Origin of the sequence: Aphanothece hegewaldii CCALA 016 (assembly GCF_003007785.1) — a bacterium.
In the GTDB taxonomy this organism is placed as follows: domain Bacteria; phylum Cyanobacteriota; class Cyanobacteriia; order Cyanobacteriales; family Microcystaceae; genus Chroococcus; species Chroococcus hegewaldii.
Genome location: NZ_PXOH01000011.1, coordinates 111905 through 128172, shown reverse-complemented (window position 1 = coordinate 128172; position 16268 = coordinate 111905). Strand labels below are relative to the sequence as shown.

The window sequence follows — 16268 nt, the reverse complement described above, 5'->3', positions numbered from 1 at the left end:
TCGGTTCCCATGACCTACATTAAGGAGTAAAGTAAAGTATTATCGACTCATGATCACTGTTTATGGCGATTTCGCTTGCATATCTTGGCCCAATAGGAACGAATTCGGAAACCGCAGCTTTAGCCTACGCTCGTTTTTTAGCGGATACAATGAATGAAGAAATTATCTTACATCCTTATCCAAGTATTGCTCAAACCATACAGGCTGCCGCAACAAAAGAGGCCAATTTGGCAATTGCACCAGTGGAAAACTCGACCGAGGGAAGTGTTACGATTACCTTAGATACGCTGTGGCAACTCGAACAACTGAACATTCAACAAGAGTTAGTTTTACCGATTTCTCATGTGTTTCTTTCTCGCGGAACATCGCTACAAGGACTAAAAACGGTTTACTCTCATCCGCAAGCTTTAGCACAATGTCAACGCTGGCTAACACATTTTCTGCCAAAAGTCAAGTTAATTCCGACTAATTCGACGACAGAAGCGTTATCAGAGATTAATCAAGATCCGACATCTGGAGCGATCGCATCGCCTAGGGCTGCTAAACTCTATGATTTACCAGTTTTAGCCACCAATATTAATGACTATCCCGATAACTGTACGCGTTTTTGGGTGGTGGGTTTAACACCTAGTACGGTGGGAAATAAGATTTCTTTGGGCTTTAGTGTACCCGCAAATGTTCCAGGTGCGTTGGTGAAACCCTTACAAGTTTTTGCCAGTAAAGAGATAAACTTATCGCGTATTGAGTCGCGTCCAACACGGCGATCGCTTGGAGAATATTTATTTTTTATCGATCTTGAGATTCAATATGATCATACCCTCACCCAAGAAGCCTTAAGCGAATTAGCCACTCATACTGAAATTATCAAGATTTTTGGACAGTATTGTGTTACGCCTATATCACCCTCAATCTTATCTGAACTGTAATTAAATCACTTGAGAGCATCTTTTAAAGCGGTTCTAGCGGCTAAATGATTACGGGTAGAGGTTAATATTTCAATTTCTCTTTCTAAGCGTTTAAAAGTATCTTGCATTTCTAATAATGCTTGTTGTTCGCTGGCAACTCCATACAAGTTACTAGCAACCCAGTAAGATAGTTCTGTGGCAAGATTGGGTAAATCGTTAGGAAGTTCAATCTTTTGATCGGTTAACTTGGCTGATAAATGAACGACATCTCTTAAGAGTTTATCAACTTCTTTGGCAATTGGTCTTAAATCTTGGGTGGGGGGATGATCTTCAATCCATTCTACTAAACCAACGCGATAGGGTTTTTCACGAGTATATTCTAATACTCTAAAACGCTGTTGACCTGCCGTCAAAACTTTTAGGCGATCGTCTGGTAGTCGTTGAAAACGTAGAATCTCTGCACAACAACCCACTTTAGCAATACCACCTTCTACCGGATCAACCATTAACACACCGAAACGGCGATCCTCTTCTAAGATGGTATTCATCATAATACGGTAGCGAAATTCAAAAACGTGAAGAGGAAGATGACGACCTGGAAATAACACAACTTCAGGGAGGGGAAATAAGGGAAGTTCTCTTACAGCAATAGAAGAAGATGAAGATGTCATATAACAGCTTAAAGGCGATCGAGAGTGCGTTTATTTATACTTTAACGGATTTTTGGGTGGTTCGTCTTGAGTGGTAAGCGTGAGAAACCTAAAAAAAGCGGGGCTAACCAAATTTGTCGGTTTTCCCCTTGCACGTTGATAATTTGACTATTATTAAACGATTTTAACCTTCTCTTTGATCTCTGTTGGTTTGAATATAGAGAATGAGTAAGAAAACGGTAGGGACTAAAACAAATAAAATGGTAGCAATAAATCCAAGATCGTTGACTTGCATGACAGTTCCCCTCGAAATAATGATGAACAACCATTTCTTAGAATATCATTACATCGGCAATTGACTAAATAACAACCTTTAACAATTAAGGTTTGGTTTTAACAGTAATTGGTCCATTTACTAAGGCTTGACAAGCGAGACGGTATGTTTGGGGTTTTTTCCGTAAAACCCGTTTTTCAAAAGGCGTTTTTGGGGATAAATTTTCCAATCCTTCGACTATTTCGACGACACAAGTCCCACATTGACCGTATCCCCCGCAGTTCATCAGTTTTCCTTTTAGTGTATAGATGTCAATTCCGTTTTGTAAGGCTTTTTCCCGTAAATTTGCCCCATCAGCCGCTACAACTAGCTTATTTTCTTTAATAAACGTGATATTAGACATACTGTAATCTCTACCCCAATCCTTTGCTTAGTTAATATTAAATAATATTAAGTTTTTTTTACATTGTATCACTATGGTGTAATAGAGACGCGCCATGGCGCGTCTGTACTTGGCGACCAAGCCCCTACCGACAATCATCAATTTATCGTAATTCAAACAAACGACCATCAGGCCAATTACTAACAGAACGTTGTAAGTCATTTAAGGAACGATTATAATCGACGATCGCTTGTAAATATCGGCTTCTAGCATCGGTTAAATCCCGTTGAGAGTTAATAACATCGGTTTGGGTTCCAACGCCTGCTTGGAAGCGTAAACGGGCGAGTCTGAGGCTTTCTGTCGCAGATTCCACACTCAAAGCGGCGGTTTGAATATTTTCTTGGTTAGCCACCATTTGATAGTATGATTGTTCTACTTCCAAACGAACTTGATTGCGAATTCTAGCAAATTCGTTATTAGCTAAGTCAATTTGACGATCGGCTTGTCTGGCTCGTGAGAAAGCTCGACCACCATCAACAAACCGCCATCTTGCTGTCGCCACAAAACTATAACCATCAACAACACTAATTTCGTCGTCGAAATTATCAGCATATTCATAGTTAGCGGAGAAATCAACTTTAGGTTTAATTTCTGATAGAGCAATTTTACGATCCTGTTCGCCAATATCCCGTGCTACGAGTTGTTGTTCTAATTCCGAACGGTTTTTATAAGCTAGAACAATACTTTCTTCTAGTGAAATAGGCCAGTTTCCCGCTTCTCGAATGGCATCGGCTGCCGTTAATTCGACTTTTTGACCTAAACTTAAAAGCTGAACTAAAGTCCGTCTAGCGATGCGTTGATTAGAAATAGCTGTCGTTAACTCTTGATTTGCCCGTGCTACATCTACCTCAGCTTGTAGTACAGAAAAACGTGTGCCGAGTCCCGCTTGTTCTAGGAGTTGAGCATCCCGTAAACTTTGGGTTGCGTCTTCAATGGCAGCTTGTGCGATCGCTACTTCTGCATCTCGCCGTTGTAACTGATAATAGTTGTCTGCTGCTTGAAAGCGAACTTCTTCGGCTGCTCGTTCTACTTCTAGCTTTTGACGTTTTATTTCTCTTTCAGCGCGTTTGAGTTGGGCTGCTCTTTCTCCTCCAGTATAAATATTGTAAGTTAAGCTTAATTGTCCCGTTGCATTCGTACTCTCTTTATTAATACCTACAAAATCCTGTCCTGCAGCTTCAGCCTGTCTTCTCAGCTGTAAATTTTGTTGGGCTGCACTGATACTAGAATCACGAGAAAAATTAAATTGTGCATCTAGAGCCGGAAATAGTCTAGCTCTTTGTTCAGTGAGTTGTTCTTGTCTTTGTGTAAGTTGTATTCTAGCCGACTGTAAATCTTTATTATTCTGTAAGGCTAATTCAATGGCTTGATTTAAACTAATGGGTTGAACTGTTTTGATATCGACTTCATCGGGTACAGTGGGAAAAATGAGCGGATTGCCACTAGGATTTAGATAATTTGGCGCTCTTTCAAACTTATTGCTTTGATCATTTCTATTGGGTAAAGGGAGTAAGTCTTCTGCTTGTGCGGGATCTGGGGTTGTCTGGGGAAGAGTTTGACTTGTTGTTTGACTGGTTGAGCCGCTATTTGATACAACTTCTGATAGCGGAGTTTGAGCGGTAACTTGTTGTCCGACAATGAGCAATAAGGCTAAACTGCTACCAATATTTGTGAATGAACGAATAACTAGCATGGGTTTATTATGATTGATTGGCTATTAAAATATGAGTTGTTATGTGAAGTGGTGATCATGAAAGCAGTTTCATCATTTACTCAATATATACGTTTTTTTCGGCTTTGCTTACTCTAAATTTTCGATGAGCGCGATCCCTTTGCGTCTAGCGTCTCCTACTCCTTCTATTTTCTTTGTGTGTGTTATTCCGACTGCGTGAACTCCCCCAAAAAACATATTTTGTTCTTGCCACAGAGAAATTTTAGCAGATGGGGAAAGCTCTAAGTTATTAATGGCTAAATCTCGATCAGATGAAGGCTCTATATTTAAGATATTATTTTCCCAATGAATTCGAGAGTGATTCACCGCTTCATCTAAGGGAAATTTAAAATCTAATAAGTTTAAGATAACCTGTAAAATGGCTGTTCTAATGCGATTTGCACCACCTGAGCCTAAAACAAATTTGGGTTGACCCTCTTGTAAAATCAAGGTAGGAGACATCATCGATGATATGCGTTGATTACAAGTCCAGTTATGAAAGCCCAAAGGATTAAGATCGGCTTCTCCTAACATATTATTTAACATAATTCCTGTCCCTGGAATCACATAAGATGAGCCTTCCCCATTAGATGTAGTTACACTCGCTGCATTGCCATCTTCATCGATAACGCTAATATGAGTTGTACTGCCCCATTTATTAGTTTTACTTAATTCTTGATGATAGTCTTTGAGTAATTCATCAGCGAGGAAAATTTCTGCAATATTGTTCTGATATAAAGAGTTATCATATTCTTGACTTCTTGCTTGATTGGTTAATTCCATGACTTGAATTAAAATATTGAGATGTTCTGGACTACCAAACTTAATTTTAGATAAATCAATCTTTTCTAATAGTTTTAGGGCAAAAGTAATTAAAATTCCGCCAGAACTTGGGGGCGGATTGGTTAATAATTCATATCCTCTATAATTAATTTTGAGGGGTTTTCGTTCGATGACTCGATAGCAGGATAAATCATCTTGTGTTAAGTAACCTCCTACTGATAAATCTTTGAGCATTCGAGCCGCTATTTCACCTTGATAGAATGTTTCTAAACCATTTTTGGCAAGTTCTCGCAAACTCTGAGCTAAGTCTTTGTTATAACATATCTCGCCTTCTTTTAATAAGCTGCCTTGTGGTGCATAAATCTTACGGCTTTCGGGATAAGCTAACAGAATGGGTTCTAATAAACGATAACTAAATTCATTAAAATTAGTCATGATAAAGCCATTTTCTGCATAATGAATCGCAGGTTCGGCTATGACACTAAAAGGCAAAGTGCCTAATTTTTGATGAATTTTAAATATTCCTAAAATATTTCCAGGTACTGCTATTGAACCGAGTCCAATATTAAATTCTTGGATCGCATCGCCAAAATTCACATCAACTGGATAAAAATCAATTTGATCTAAAGGCTTTTTTTGTAAAGGAGATTGACTAAAAAAATCAAATAAAATGTTTTCTTTTTCTTGGGTATGGGCTAATAAAAAACCGCCGCCCCCCGCAGATGTTAAAGTTGATTCGACAACAAATGATGCTAACATCGCCGCAAGTGTAGCATCAAAAGCATTACCCCCTAATTCAAAGATAATTTGTCCTGCTTCTGCGGTTTTGGGGTGTCCTGCTGCGATCGCGCCACGTGTTTTTTTACCCATTCTGATTCCTTTTTAGATAAAAAATTGTTGTATCTGACAAGAAAATCCAGGTAAAAGAGGCGACGTTATGACATCATTTTCATGTAAAGTAGCAATCAGTTTTAATTGTGCCTGATCTCGACGATACACTTCAACTTTTTTCAAAATATAGTTAACGAGCCAATATTCTTGAATACCTCGAATTGAATATAATTTAAGCTTGGCTTCTTTGTCTCTTATCTCATTCTTACTACCGGGGGAAAGCACTTCAACAATTAATTCTGGCGCACCCGTTAAATGTCCTGATTCATCTAATAAAACTGCTAATCTTTCGTGACTAATCCAAATTACATCAGGAATCACACTATCAAATTCTGAAAAGACAATGCCCGGTGTTAAAAAAGCTTTACCTGTACCTATCGTTTTTGACCAAGCTTGTAATTCAAAATAAACATTTCCACTAGCATCTTGATGATAAATGTGAGGGGATCTTGTCACAAATAATTCTCCGTCGATAATTTCATATTTCTTGTCATTATTAATATAAGCCAAGGCTTCTAGATCTGATACAGTAAATTTAATGGGTTCTGTTTTCGTTTGAAGCATATCTATATATTCCTTTTTTATTTCAGTTTAGCGACATTAGAGAGTAAATTTAATGGTCTAATTTCTTTTAATATTTTTAATTGTTCAATATTACGAACCAATAATGCACCCGCAAAACCGACAGCATTCACACCAATAGACTGATAACTATCTTGAGTACGCGGTACAATCATTATCCATTCTCGTGTAATTAATAAATTATAGTCTCCAGTTTGTTTGGGGCTATTGATTTCATACTGAACTGTTTTTAAAAGTTTATAGTAAATTTCTAAAAGAGTTGGTGCAGACTCTACAGGAGATTGTACCCAATTTTGTTCTAAAGGTGCGATCGCATGAATAAACTCAAAACAAGGAATAATCCCAATCTGATCCGAATTATACTGGACTGATGAGATCTCTGAATCGATCGGTAGGCGAATTTCGGGTAGGAAAGGAAACGGAATTAACTGTAAATGCTTATGAGGTTGACTCGAACCCGCTAACTTTCCACCATTGTAAAAACCTAAACCATCAATTTGAGCTAAAGTTGCTCCCAAAGCGATAAAATCTTCTCGCGTTAACCAGTTGTCTTGATCTTCATATTCCCGCGTTACGATGAGTAAGTGATGATCAACAACGTTAAATTTATTCAATAAACATAAATGGGTGTCAGAAATATTAGTAACAAATAGCTCTTTATCGTAGGGTAAAAAGGGATTAAACGGCTTACCTTCTGTTTTGACTTTTTTGTCCTCTTCCTGCTTTGCTGCATCTTTACGGGCTAAATTCGTCACAATCCGAACCAAAAAAGGAACCCCTGTATCTCCGATGATTTCGTATTCAGTCAGAATCGGTTGTAATGCACCACACAAGAGGGCGTGTTGGGTTTGGGTGATCACTTTATTCCACAGGGTATCGGGTTCTAGAATAAGGGTTTCGGTCATAGTTAATTTTAAATTAGCTTTTCTGTTAAATAATTTGCCGAAATGAGCGGCTGTATTGCTAGAATTTTTATAAAATTTTGTAGATTTTTTAAACAACTTTTGTACGTCAAGCTAAATTAATTTATCATTCGGCATCTTTGTCATTTTTTTTATTGGCTTCTTTTATTACATATCCACTTGCACCACCACCGATAAAAATTAGAATATCTTTGGCATGAGATTTAACGTCGTTAGAAACAGGTAAGATAAATAAAGCGATTGCTGCCATGAGCGCAATAATAGAAGATGTCCCCTGCAATAATAAGCTATTAAGTCCCTCTCTTTTTTCTCTAGCTTGTTTACCTTGTTCTTTAAGAATTTCAAGGTCGTATCTTTCGTCTTTAGAATATTTATTAACATCAAGTTTACCGGACTTTTCTTTATCTTGATCGTCTTGATTGTTTTTGCCAAAAATTTTCATTTTTATGATGAATTTCTTTTTAAAGCGTTAACTCCCCAAAAACTGAGGAGTTAAGTTTATTAAATCCATTTAGTACAGTCCTACAATTTCTTTTGTTTCGGACTTGTCATTATTAACAAGCATGACTTTACCGCCTTCCTTTTGAGCTTTTACGGCAATCTCCATTAAAGCGATGGCACGTCTTAAAATATCGCTTTTTGTGGTATTTCCATCATCAGCCAACTCGTTCAATGTATTATTGAGTTCTTGTGACACATCTAAAGTAAGTCGAATTTTTGTTCCTTTTTCAGAGGCTTTAAATTGATTAGCCATAGTTGTCTCCTTGCAGTTCAGTTATATTGCAGTAAATATTACTGACTTTTTCAGTATAGCACAGTAATATAGATGACAAAACAATATTTATAGTTCTTTCTGTATATAGCTTATGGCAGAAAAAAATAAAGACGCGATCGTCGATGCGCCTCTAAAATAATAAATGTACTTTAAGCTATCTTCTAATAACTGCGACTACGCCATTTATTGAGTTTTGCTTCCCCAATGGTGGCTAATCTTCGAGAGTCGGCAATTTTGGTTTCTAATTCTGTAATCAGTTTAGCTTGTCCTTCTATGGCTCTTTCATAGTCTAAAGCTGTCTCAGGATTTTGAAAAGAACTAGACGCGCTAATACTACTACTAGAAGTTGATGCACTACCTGAATTCCATTTATTTAACCCACTTTCACCGATACTCGCAAATGAACTAAGTTCGGATAGTTGAGATTGGAGTTTTTTGATTTGTTCAGCTTGTTGACTATACTTACGTTGTAATTCTGGATAATTAATAGTTTGTTGGGTATAGCTTGATTGACTGGATGTAGGTGTTTTGGGTTTTAATACCTCGGATAATAGTTTCTGAATATCCGTCAAACCGCCATAAGTTGACACACCAGAAGGAGGCGTTATATTACTAGGACGATTGGTTAATAAGGATTGATTTAAGCGAGAATAGTTACCAAGGGATAAATTTTTATCGCTACTAGATGCGCCGCGATGTAATTTAAATATGTGGGTAAATCCAGCTAAGTTACGTCCACTTTGTGTTTTATAACCTCTGTAATAAGGGACGATATCTTCGCCATAAGCATCTTGATATTCATCGCTATCTAAATAAGAATCGATTTCTGCTTCATAGCCTCCCTCATCTAAAATTTGGCTATGTTGCTGCATTTCTTCGTAACTTTCTGGAGCACGTCCTAATAGGTGTTTAAAGTTTAATTCAATGGCACGATAGCGAGAACAAGGATCAAAGAAACGAGAACGATATAAGTCAGATAAAGCGATTTGTCGCACAAATTCTCGAACTGTAATTTCGTTGTTTTTTATACGAGATTCAGGGATACTTAAACGCTCGCTTTCCATTACATAAGCATTTCCTAAAACTTGTCGATAAACTGCTTGAATTAGCGGCTCGATTTCGACTCCTGGTAACAGTTGTATCGGCGCGGTATCTTCATATAAATTAACGCCTAATTCTGAAGCATTACCAAGTCTGGGTGATGTAAATTTAGTAGTCATTGAAATACTCTCCGAAATAATTATTAGAATGAAATCTTTTTAAACAGTGTCATCAAATTTAGTTTGAAAACTACCGTATTTGAACCAGTATTGTTTTAATTCATGATGTGGTGTGTGTAAACTTGCTTTGGCTTGATAAAGAAGGACTTGACGATGATTTCCCATCCAAATTCGTTTAGTTGGTTCAACTGAAATTAGAGTACCGCCTAAACTAATTACGCATTCTTCAAATCGTTCGATCGCAGAATATTCTACTGATTCAAAAATGAAGAAATTTCCAGAGCAAATCAGGTGACGACTTCTTATCCAAGCCTGCATTTTTTTACGGGCTACAGGGGGTAACATAACAACTTGTAATTCTGATACACTCATGGATCGTCTGACAAAAAATTTAAGTGAATTATTTAATAAATTGCGGTAATTCTTGAGCAAAACTAGCGCGTTTTTCAAATTTCAAGGGGCCAACGGCCGATCCCCACACCTGTTCATTAGTATTAATATCCATACCCCGATCTAAACTAACCCATGTGTTTTCGGTGATTTCTACTTCACTAATTAAATAAGTCTGACGACCATTTCTAGGTATAAAACATTTTTTCCCTTCTACCTCTCCTCTAAAATAATTTTCTTGTTTTCTAAAGATCATTGAACAGTTACACCGTCTTTGAATATTCTCTGGTGAGATAGTTTTTAGAATTTCTAAGTTATGTCCTGCACCCGCATAACGAAACGCTTCTTTTAAACCATAATTTTCTACATAAATTTGCTCTCCTTGGTCGATTAATTGATGAATTCCTTGACGATAAGGATTCCATATATCATAATCATAAGACTGCTCGGAATAAAATCCTATAGCATTAAAAAATTCAAAGGGTAGCGGTCTAAAAAAAATCCGAATATGAGCAAAATTTTTAGGATCTTCTTTTGCTTGTTGATGATTGCTAAAATCTCCAGCCATTACCTGAGCAAGAGACATTAGTAAGTTAGTGTGATCATTTTGAGTCATATTAAAAGAAGATTAGGATAAAGCTCGAATTTCTGAGGAAAAAGAAGCAGTAACTACACCACTACCACTACTGGTTTTAATTAATGAAACTCGAAAACGAATATTAGGAGAAGCAAACCAGATTTTTTCTTCGGCTGTAGCTCTATCATACTCTGTTAAAAGAACAAATGTGCCATCTTCTGTAAAATAATATTGACCCACAGAGGGTATGGTTTCTGCATATCCTTGATCTCTTAATAATCTTCCTTTGGAGGCATTATCTGGATCGGGAATAGGAATTAATATTGTTGAACCTTTTAAGATTTCTTTTTCATCCCAGTCTGATTCACCTTCCCAACTCATGGCAAAAGGATGTGTAATAAGATCGGGATCAATTTGATAGGATTGACACAATTTGATGACTTCTGGGTGATCTTTTTCTAGCGGTGTAATTTCAATTTCTGAAGTTATTTCTTCAAAGTGACGGAATGCTAAATGATGTGCGCTACGTTGCGACTTCCAATGACCCAGAGACATTTCTACAAATTTGGTAATATCCATCACAAAACCCTTTATATTAATTAATTAGAATGAGAGAGAATTTGAGAAGATTAGGAAAGAGTTTTAGAGAGATGAAACCATTAATAAAACAATAGATTAAACCTAAATCTAGATTTATTAAGATACGAGATTAGGATGAGTTTTGCCCACCCTAATCTTAGAAAAAAATGATTAGTTAACTTCAGTAATACTCAAAATTTTCCCGCCGCCGCGTTGAACGTTTTGGATTTTTTGGGATAATTGAGAGTAACCGATTTCAACGGTTGTGGTTTTGGTACGTGCATTGGCTAATCCTAAATTAAGAATAGTCAAACGGAACCGCTTACTGGTGTTAGTATAAGTTGATCCTTTGCCTGATGAAGCAACCTTGATTTTTTGCGGAATATTAGCAGCAACTGTATTAATTAATTGCGCTTCTTTGCTGTTATCACTGGTTGCGTAACCACCTAATAAAGAAAGGGTACGATTATAAACAACGTTTTTGATCCCAGTTTGAGAGCGAATACTCCGAGGATAGGGTACGGTATTGTCCCCAAAATTGTCGGCATATTCTGCACTATCAATGTAAGAATCGATATCAGTTTCGTAGCCTTGTTCGTTATAAGTTTGAACGTGTTGAGAAATTTCGGCTTGATCTAAAGGCGCACGTCCTAAAAGATGTTTACAATTGAGTTCAATAGAACGATATGGAGATTTATTACTAAAAAAGAGTGATTGATAAAGATCTGATTGAGCAATCCGTCTGATGAATTCTTTTACGGTAATATCGCCATTTCTGAGCATTGATTCGGCGCTGGTGAGACGTTGGCTATCCATTACGTGTACATTGCCTAGAACTTGACGGTAAGCGGCACGTATCACACCTTGGAGATCATCTTCGGTTGCATTAGGACGTAGTTCGCTCGGACTATCAATATAAGCAGCAGTTAGTGTTGACACGATTTTTCTCCTACAATACGAGAGTGTGATTAATGATTTTTTAGCGAGCGGTGGGGTTAAGGAAAGGAAACCGATCCGATTTCCTTAGCTTTTTAACCCTACCTATTTCTTAAACATTAGATTTCTACAATTTCGCTAATTGTGCCGCCTGCGCGGTGAATACGCTGAATTTGCGGGGTCATTTTTGCACCAGAGACGATATACTCGGTTACGCTAGTGCGACGAGGACTATCGAATTTAGAGCCTTTGACCACGATTTTGAACATTTTTTCGGTGGCATCTTTATAAGCACCACGACGACCACCTGTACTGGGTAAGCTGATTTTGCTACCGCTATTGGTGGCGATCGCATCCACTAAACGAGCATTTTTGAAGGCACTATCAACACCTGCATAACCTTGATATAGGTTTAAAGTGCGGTTGTAACCCACTTGTTTAGTGCCGACTTGACTGCTTGCACCGCGATAGTAAGGAACAACATTATCGCCGAAATTATCTTGATATTCTTGACTATCGATATAAGAATCAATTTCAGCATCGTAGCCTTCATTAACACAGATTTGAATATGTTTTGATAGTTCGGCTTGATCTTGAGGCGCTCGTCCTAAAAGATGCTTAAAGTTGAGTTCAACAAAGCGATAGGGGGCGCAGGTTTCAAAATAGCGGCGACGATAAAAATCTGATTTGGCAACGGCGCGGACAAATTCCCGTACTGTTAGTGTACCATTGCAGAGTTGAGATTCTGCGGTAACTAGCCGTTCACTATCCATGACATGGGGATTTCCCAGAACTTGTTTGTAAACGGCACGAATCACAGCAGCGACTTCATCAGGACTGCTGGTAGAACGTAATTCTAATGGACGATCTAAAACGACACTCATGGTCAGTTGCTCCTACAACAAATTAATCAATGATTTGTTAAAAAATGGCACACACAGCGAACAGAGTCCAGATTTAATGACTGGTCCCTGTTCACTATTTATAGCTTTAGCCTACAGGGGTAATACTAGCAATTACGCCGCCCTGTTGATGAATACGTTGATATTCTTGAGAAAGTTTGTCGTAGGGAACGAGGAAAACCTGGTTACTGCGACGGTATTTAGAAATTTTGTTCACTTTACCAGGTGAACGATAGCCGGTGACTTCGATGCGGTATACTTTTCCTTCGTCACCTGCACCAGAACCCAAACGAGTCCGAGAACTTCCGGCAGTATCTTGGAATGCCCAACCATCGCCCGAAGATCCACCACTGGGCGGAATAACCGCAAGGGGGATCTCTTGAATAACATATTTATTCAAAACGGGACTGGTGCCAGATAGACTACCTTTGAGGTCACTGCTAGAAGGACCACGCAACAGAGCAAACATATGCGTAAACTCAAGCATACTTTGGCCTGGACGAGACTTGTAACCCCGGAAGTAAGGGACAATGTTTTCACCAAAGGCATTTTGATACTCATCGCTATCGATGTAAGAATCAATTTCAGCATCGTAGCCCTGGGTATCTAGGATGGCGCTGTGTGCCTTCATATCGTCGTACCCATCGGGCGCACGTCCTAAAAGATGTTTAAAGTTGAGTTCAATAAACCGATAGCGCGGACTGGTTTCAAAAAAGCGCGAGCGATAGAGATCTGATTTGGCTACAGCACGAACAAACTCGCGTACGCTGAGTTCTCCCCGCTTAAACTGAGATTCAGGAACGGTAGCTCTTTCGCTTTCCATCACATAAGCATTACCTAAAACCTGTCTGTAAACAGCATTGATAATGCTTGTGACCTCTTCTTCTGAACGTCCAGGTACCAGTTCAATTGGGGGTGTTTCTTCATATATAGCGACACCTAACTGGGATGCAGGCCCAAAAGCCATTTAAAATCTCCTTAATCTAAGGTTGTAGGTAGGGGATTCTTATTTTTGTGATAAAACTTAACAATCTTGAGTCTAAAAAGCCTCTAATCTCATTTGAGATGATTATTAATAGATTGTTTGGGTTTGGATGGCGTAAACTTTCTTAAACACCGTACAAATTTTTGACGAGTTGCCCAATTGCTCAAAACGCAGCAGAGTAAAGAATCCCCTTGATGCTTTAACTCCCTACGCTTCACTCAACAAGACAGCCCAACCTGTACGTTGGAGGAAATTAGAAAGATTCTCAGTCAGTTTAACTTATACTATGATTAGGGTCTGCAAAGGCGTAAAGTTTTGTAACATTGGCTCATGTAGCGCGTCGAGAATTAGGGCTAATTGTCTCTCTACCTTCCGAAATAATCCTTATCTCAGTTGACTTTGACTGGATTTTGCTTGAGTATATTGGTCTGTGCAATTTTATTTAACATTTCGTAATTTTTAGATAGACTCAATAAATGACTGTAGATAGTAATTGGTTTTTGCAACAACGCAATCCGTCTGTTATACGATCGCTATTTCCGTATTGGGATTGGATTTATCGATATTATTTTCGAGTCAAAACCGATGGTTGGCATCATATCCCCTCAACTGGACAAGTTTTATTAGTCGGTTCTCATAATGGAGGTTTAGCCATTCCAGATATGAGTATGATGATGTATGACTGGTTTCGTCGTTTCGGCACAGAACGCCTCATTTATGGATTATCTCATCCAAGCGTCTGGAAAAATCATCCTTATCCCTTTTTTACTAAATTAGCCATGCAAGTTGGAGCCATTCCCGCTACTCCTCGAATGGCTTTTGCCGCCCTCAGAAAAGGAAGCAGTCTTTTAGTTTATCCTGGTGGCGCTAGAGATTTATTTCGTCCCTACACACAACGCAATCAAATTTATTTTGCTGGACAAAAAGGCTTTATTAAACTCGCTCTACAACAAGAATTACCGATTATTCCCCTTATTTCTAAAGGCGCACACGAAACACTTATTATTTTAGGGGATTTATCAGAATGGATCGAGCCGTTCCGTACTTGGGGTTTTTCTGGCTTGTTTCCCGAAGGTTTAGAAGTATTTCCCTTCTATTTAGGTTTACCTTGGGGACTTGCGATCGGTCCTTTACCTAATATACCGTTTCCCGTTCAGATTCATACTCGCGTCTGTCCACCAATTACTTTTTCTCAATACGGCAAAGAAGCAGCACAAGATCGCGCTTATGTTGAATCATGTTACTGGCAAGTTGTCAATACTATGCAGGGGGAATTAGATCAATTAATTGGGGAAAATTAATCCTTCAATAGAGTACATTTTTACACTTATGTATGGATTTGGTTTTCAAATCCTTACACACATTGGGAAAAGTATCTCAAATTTTTAAAAAAGCTACACATTCTACATGGGGAGTTTGCGGGAAAAAGTCAGCAGGTTGAACAAAGGTTAATTGATATTTTCCCTCTTGACACAGATATTTTAAATCTCTTGCTAGAGTCGCTGCTTGACAACTGACATAAACAATACGAGAAGGTTGTAAAGAAAGAAGTGTATCTAAAACAGTACGATCGCATCCTTTACGCGGTGGATCTAAAATAACAATATCGAACTGATCTTGTATCTGGGGTAAAATCGTTTCAACGGTTCCAGTAAAAAACGAAGCATTATCGATCCCATTTAGTTTAGCGTTTTCTTTGGCTTGTTGGATGGCGGTTTCTTGAACTTCTATTCCCACTGCTTCAAATACGTGTTGTGCGAGGGGTAAGGTAAATGTACCAACACCACAGTACGCATCTAAAAGCCGTTGTGAGCCATCTAAAGCTAATTTTTCTAAAATCACACCTAAAAGTGCTTCGGCGGCTTCTGTATTGACTTGGAAGAAGGTTTCAGGACGTAAATGAAAGGTGAGTCCACCAAAGATTTCTCTTAAATATGGACGACCTGCGATCGTATGAGTTTCTTTACCGAAAATAACATTCGTTTTCGTGGGATTGTAGTTTAGGGTGACACCGACTAGATTAGGATAGCGTTGTAACCAAATGTCTGCTTGTTCTTCTATACCCGATAATTGTGAGTCTGTGGTGATGAGAGTTAATAAGATTTCTTTTGTTTTGCGTCCAATTCTTAAAGCAAGATGACGTAATTGTCCTTGATGCGTTGTTTCATTATAGATTGTCCATCCTCGCCCTTGAATATCTTGTTTAATTTCTGCTAAAAATGGATTAAGGTCAGGATCTTGTACTGGACATTGATTGAGATTAACAATGTGATGACTTTGACGACGATAATATCCTGTTTGTATATTACCAGTGGTTGATTGTCCTAATGGATAGGTTGCTTTATTGCGATATCCGAGAGAGGATGTACCTGTGAGGATAGGAGAGGTTTCGATGTCGCTAAAACCCCCAATTCGTTTTAGGGTTTCGATGACTTGATAGTGTTTAATCTGACTTTGATAGTTATCATCGATATGATGCCACTGACAGCCACCGCATTTATCTGCTACGATACAACGAGGACGAATGCGATAAGGAGATTCTTTAAGGATTTTTTGGATTTTTCCTTCTGCGTGATGACGTTTGAGATGGAGAATTCTTGCAGAAATGCGATCGCCTATCACTGTATCAGGTACAAAGATCACTTGTCCATTACTTCTTCCTACCCCTTCACCCGTATGATTTAGATCGGTGATTTCTATTTCGACTAAACTACCTTGTTGCATTTACTTTTATTTTGTAGCG

General features: G+C 38.3%; 19 protein-coding genes. 2 read left to right on the top strand and 17 right to left on the bottom strand.

The window, feature by feature from the left end:
• Positions 1 to 62: 62 nt before the first annotated feature.
• Positions 63 to 926, top strand: coding sequence for a prephenate dehydratase (gene pheA, locus C7H19_RS12080; protein WP_106457130.1), 864 nt, complete (start codon positions 63 to 65; stop codon positions 924 to 926).
• Positions 927 to 931: 5 nt separating this feature from the next.
• On the opposite strand, the gene C7H19_RS12075 is transcribed toward pheA, so the two are convergent.
• From C7H19_RS12075 to C7H19_RS12000, 16 genes are all read right to left on the bottom strand, one after another.
• Positions 932 to 1576: an LON peptidase substrate-binding domain-containing protein gene (locus tag C7H19_RS12075; protein WP_106457129.1), complete on the bottom strand. Its 645-nt coding sequence runs from the start codon at positions 1574 to 1576 to the stop codon at positions 932 to 934.
• Positions 1577 to 1739: 163 nt separating this feature from the next.
• Entirely contained in the window at positions 1740 to 1850 is a 111-nt protein-coding gene (gene psbM, locus C7H19_RS12070) for a photosystem II reaction center protein PsbM (RefSeq protein WP_106457128.1), read from the bottom strand.
• Between the two features lie 85 nt (positions 1851 to 1935).
• Positions 1936 to 2232 (bottom strand): 2Fe-2S iron-sulfur cluster-binding protein, encoded by a 297-nt coding sequence (locus tag C7H19_RS12065; protein ID WP_106457127.1) that lies wholly within the window; start codon positions 2230 to 2232, stop codon positions 1936 to 1938.
• 142 nt (positions 2233 to 2374) lie between these two features.
• Positions 2375 to 3964, bottom strand: coding sequence for a TolC family protein (locus C7H19_RS12060; protein WP_106457126.1), 1590 nt, complete (start codon positions 3962 to 3964; stop codon positions 2375 to 2377).
• 108 nt (positions 3965 to 4072) lie between these two features.
• Positions 4073 to 5635, bottom strand: a complete 1563-nt coding sequence (gene ggt, locus C7H19_RS12055; RefSeq protein ID WP_106457125.1) for a gamma-glutamyltransferase — start codon at positions 5633 to 5635, stop codon at positions 4073 to 4075.
• A gap of 12 nt (positions 5636 to 5647) precedes the next feature.
• Positions 5648 to 6220, bottom strand: coding sequence for a Uma2 family endonuclease (locus C7H19_RS12050; protein WP_106457124.1), 573 nt, complete (start codon positions 6218 to 6220; stop codon positions 5648 to 5650).
• 17 nt (positions 6221 to 6237) lie between these two features.
• Entirely contained in the window at positions 6238 to 7143 is a 906-nt protein-coding gene (locus C7H19_RS12045; protein ID WP_106457153.1) for an ATP adenylyltransferase family protein, read from the bottom strand.
• A 124-nt stretch (positions 7144 to 7267) separates the two neighbouring features.
• Complete coding sequence (locus C7H19_RS12040; RefSeq protein ID WP_106457123.1) at positions 7268 to 7603, bottom strand: hypothetical protein; 336 nt, start codon at positions 7601 to 7603, stop codon at positions 7268 to 7270.
• Positions 7604 to 7672: 69 nt separating this feature from the next.
• Positions 7673 to 7915, bottom strand: coding sequence for a ribbon-helix-helix protein, CopG family (locus C7H19_RS12035; RefSeq protein ID WP_106457122.1), 243 nt, complete (start codon positions 7913 to 7915; stop codon positions 7673 to 7675).
• A gap of 182 nt (positions 7916 to 8097) precedes the next feature.
• Positions 8098 to 9156 (bottom strand): phycobilisome rod-core linker polypeptide, encoded by a 1059-nt coding sequence (locus C7H19_RS12030; RefSeq protein ID WP_106457121.1) that lies wholly within the window; start codon positions 9154 to 9156, stop codon positions 8098 to 8100.
• A gap of 39 nt (positions 9157 to 9195) precedes the next feature.
• The gene (locus C7H19_RS12025) at positions 9196 to 9501 is read right to left on the bottom strand and encodes a CpeR family transcriptional regulator (RefSeq protein ID WP_106457152.1); all 306 of its coding nucleotides are present in this window, start codon (positions 9499 to 9501) and stop codon (positions 9196 to 9198) included.
• Between the two features lie 55 nt (positions 9502 to 9556).
• On the bottom strand, positions 9557 to 10162 hold the full coding sequence (locus C7H19_RS12020; protein WP_106457120.1) for a chromophore lyase CpcT/CpeT: 606 nt from the start codon (positions 10160 to 10162) through the stop codon (positions 9557 to 9559).
• A gap of 12 nt (positions 10163 to 10174) precedes the next feature.
• On the bottom strand, positions 10175 to 10702 hold the full coding sequence (locus C7H19_RS12015; protein ID WP_106457119.1) for a phycobiliprotein lyase: 528 nt from the start codon (positions 10700 to 10702) through the stop codon (positions 10175 to 10177).
• A 171-nt stretch (positions 10703 to 10873) separates the two neighbouring features.
• On the bottom strand, positions 10874 to 11641 hold the full coding sequence (locus C7H19_RS12010; RefSeq protein ID WP_106457118.1) for a phycobilisome rod-core linker polypeptide: 768 nt from the start codon (positions 11639 to 11641) through the stop codon (positions 10874 to 10876).
• Positions 11642 to 11757: 116 nt separating this feature from the next.
• The gene (locus tag C7H19_RS12005) at positions 11758 to 12522 is read right to left on the bottom strand and encodes a phycobilisome rod-core linker polypeptide (RefSeq protein WP_106457117.1); all 765 of its coding nucleotides are present in this window, start codon (positions 12520 to 12522) and stop codon (positions 11758 to 11760) included.
• 106 nt (positions 12523 to 12628) lie between these two features.
• Positions 12629 to 13507, bottom strand: a complete 879-nt coding sequence (locus tag C7H19_RS12000; RefSeq protein WP_106457116.1) for a phycobilisome linker polypeptide — start codon at positions 13505 to 13507, stop codon at positions 12629 to 12631.
• A 494-nt stretch (positions 13508 to 14001) separates the two neighbouring features.
• Here C7H19_RS12000 and C7H19_RS11995 point away from each other — a divergent pair, with 494 nt between their 5' ends.
• Positions 14002 to 14826, top strand: coding sequence for a lysophospholipid acyltransferase family protein (locus C7H19_RS11995; protein WP_106457115.1), 825 nt, complete (start codon positions 14002 to 14004; stop codon positions 14824 to 14826).
• A gap of 76 nt (positions 14827 to 14902) precedes the next feature.
• Here C7H19_RS11995 and rlmD read toward each other — a convergent pair whose 3' ends face one another.
• A complete protein-coding gene (gene rlmD / locus C7H19_RS11990) occupies positions 14903 to 16249 on the bottom strand; it encodes a 23S rRNA (uracil(1939)-C(5))-methyltransferase RlmD (RefSeq protein WP_106457114.1) in 1347 nt (448 codons plus the stop codon).
• Positions 16250 to 16268 lie beyond the last annotated feature (19 nt).

What these genes read in the sequence shown, in the direction of transcription:
- pheA (WP_106457130.1), top strand. Translation starts at nt 63, where the DNA reads ATGGCGATTTCGCTTGCATATCTTGGCCCAATAGGAACGAATTCGGAA.
- C7H19_RS12075 (WP_106457129.1), bottom strand. Translation starts at nt 1,576, where the DNA reads ATGACATCTTCATCTTCTTCTATTGCTGTAAGAGAACTTCCCTTATTT.
- psbM (WP_106457128.1), bottom strand. Translation starts at nt 1,850, where the DNA reads ATGCAAGTCAACGATCTTGGATTTATTGCTACCATTTTATTTGTTTTA.
- C7H19_RS12065 (WP_106457127.1), bottom strand. Translation starts at nt 2,232, where the DNA reads ATGTCTAATATCACGTTTATTAAAGAAAATAAGCTAGTTGTAGCGGCT.
- C7H19_RS12060 (WP_106457126.1), bottom strand. Translation starts at nt 3,964, where the DNA reads ATGCTAGTTATTCGTTCATTCACAAATATTGGTAGCAGTTTAGCCTTA.
- ggt (WP_106457125.1), bottom strand. Translation starts at nt 5,635, where the DNA reads ATGGGTAAAAAAACACGTGGCGCGATCGCAGCAGGACACCCCAAAACC.
- C7H19_RS12050 (WP_106457124.1), bottom strand. Translation starts at nt 6,220, where the DNA reads ATGCTTCAAACGAAAACAGAACCCATTAAATTTACTGTATCAGATCTA.
- C7H19_RS12045 (WP_106457153.1), bottom strand. Translation starts at nt 7,143, where the DNA reads ATGACCGAAACCCTTATTCTAGAACCCGATACCCTGTGGAATAAAGTG.
- C7H19_RS12040 (WP_106457123.1), bottom strand. Translation starts at nt 7,603, where the DNA reads ATGAAAATTTTTGGCAAAAACAATCAAGACGATCAAGATAAAGAAAAG.
- C7H19_RS12035 (WP_106457122.1), bottom strand. Translation starts at nt 7,915, where the DNA reads ATGGCTAATCAATTTAAAGCCTCTGAAAAAGGAACAAAAATTCGACTT.
- C7H19_RS12030 (WP_106457121.1), bottom strand. Translation starts at nt 9,156, where the DNA reads ATGACTACTAAATTTACATCACCCAGACTTGGTAATGCTTCAGAATTA.
- C7H19_RS12025 (WP_106457152.1), bottom strand. Translation starts at nt 9,501, where the DNA reads ATGTTACCCCCTGTAGCCCGTAAAAAAATGCAGGCTTGGATAAGAAGT.
- C7H19_RS12020 (WP_106457120.1), bottom strand. Translation starts at nt 10,162, where the DNA reads ATGACTCAAAATGATCACACTAACTTACTAATGTCTCTTGCTCAGGTA.
- C7H19_RS12015 (WP_106457119.1), bottom strand. Translation starts at nt 10,702, where the DNA reads ATGGATATTACCAAATTTGTAGAAATGTCTCTGGGTCATTGGAAGTCG.
- C7H19_RS12005 (WP_106457117.1), bottom strand. Translation starts at nt 12,522, where the DNA reads ATGAGTGTCGTTTTAGATCGTCCATTAGAATTACGTTCTACCAGCAGT.
- C7H19_RS12000 (WP_106457116.1), bottom strand. Translation starts at nt 13,507, where the DNA reads ATGGCTTTTGGGCCTGCATCCCAGTTAGGTGTCGCTATATATGAAGAA.
- C7H19_RS11995 (WP_106457115.1), top strand. Translation starts at nt 14,002, where the DNA reads ATGACTGTAGATAGTAATTGGTTTTTGCAACAACGCAATCCGTCTGTT.
- rlmD (WP_106457114.1), bottom strand. Translation starts at nt 16,249, where the DNA reads ATGCAACAAGGTAGTTTAGTCGAAATAGAAATCACCGATCTAAATCAT.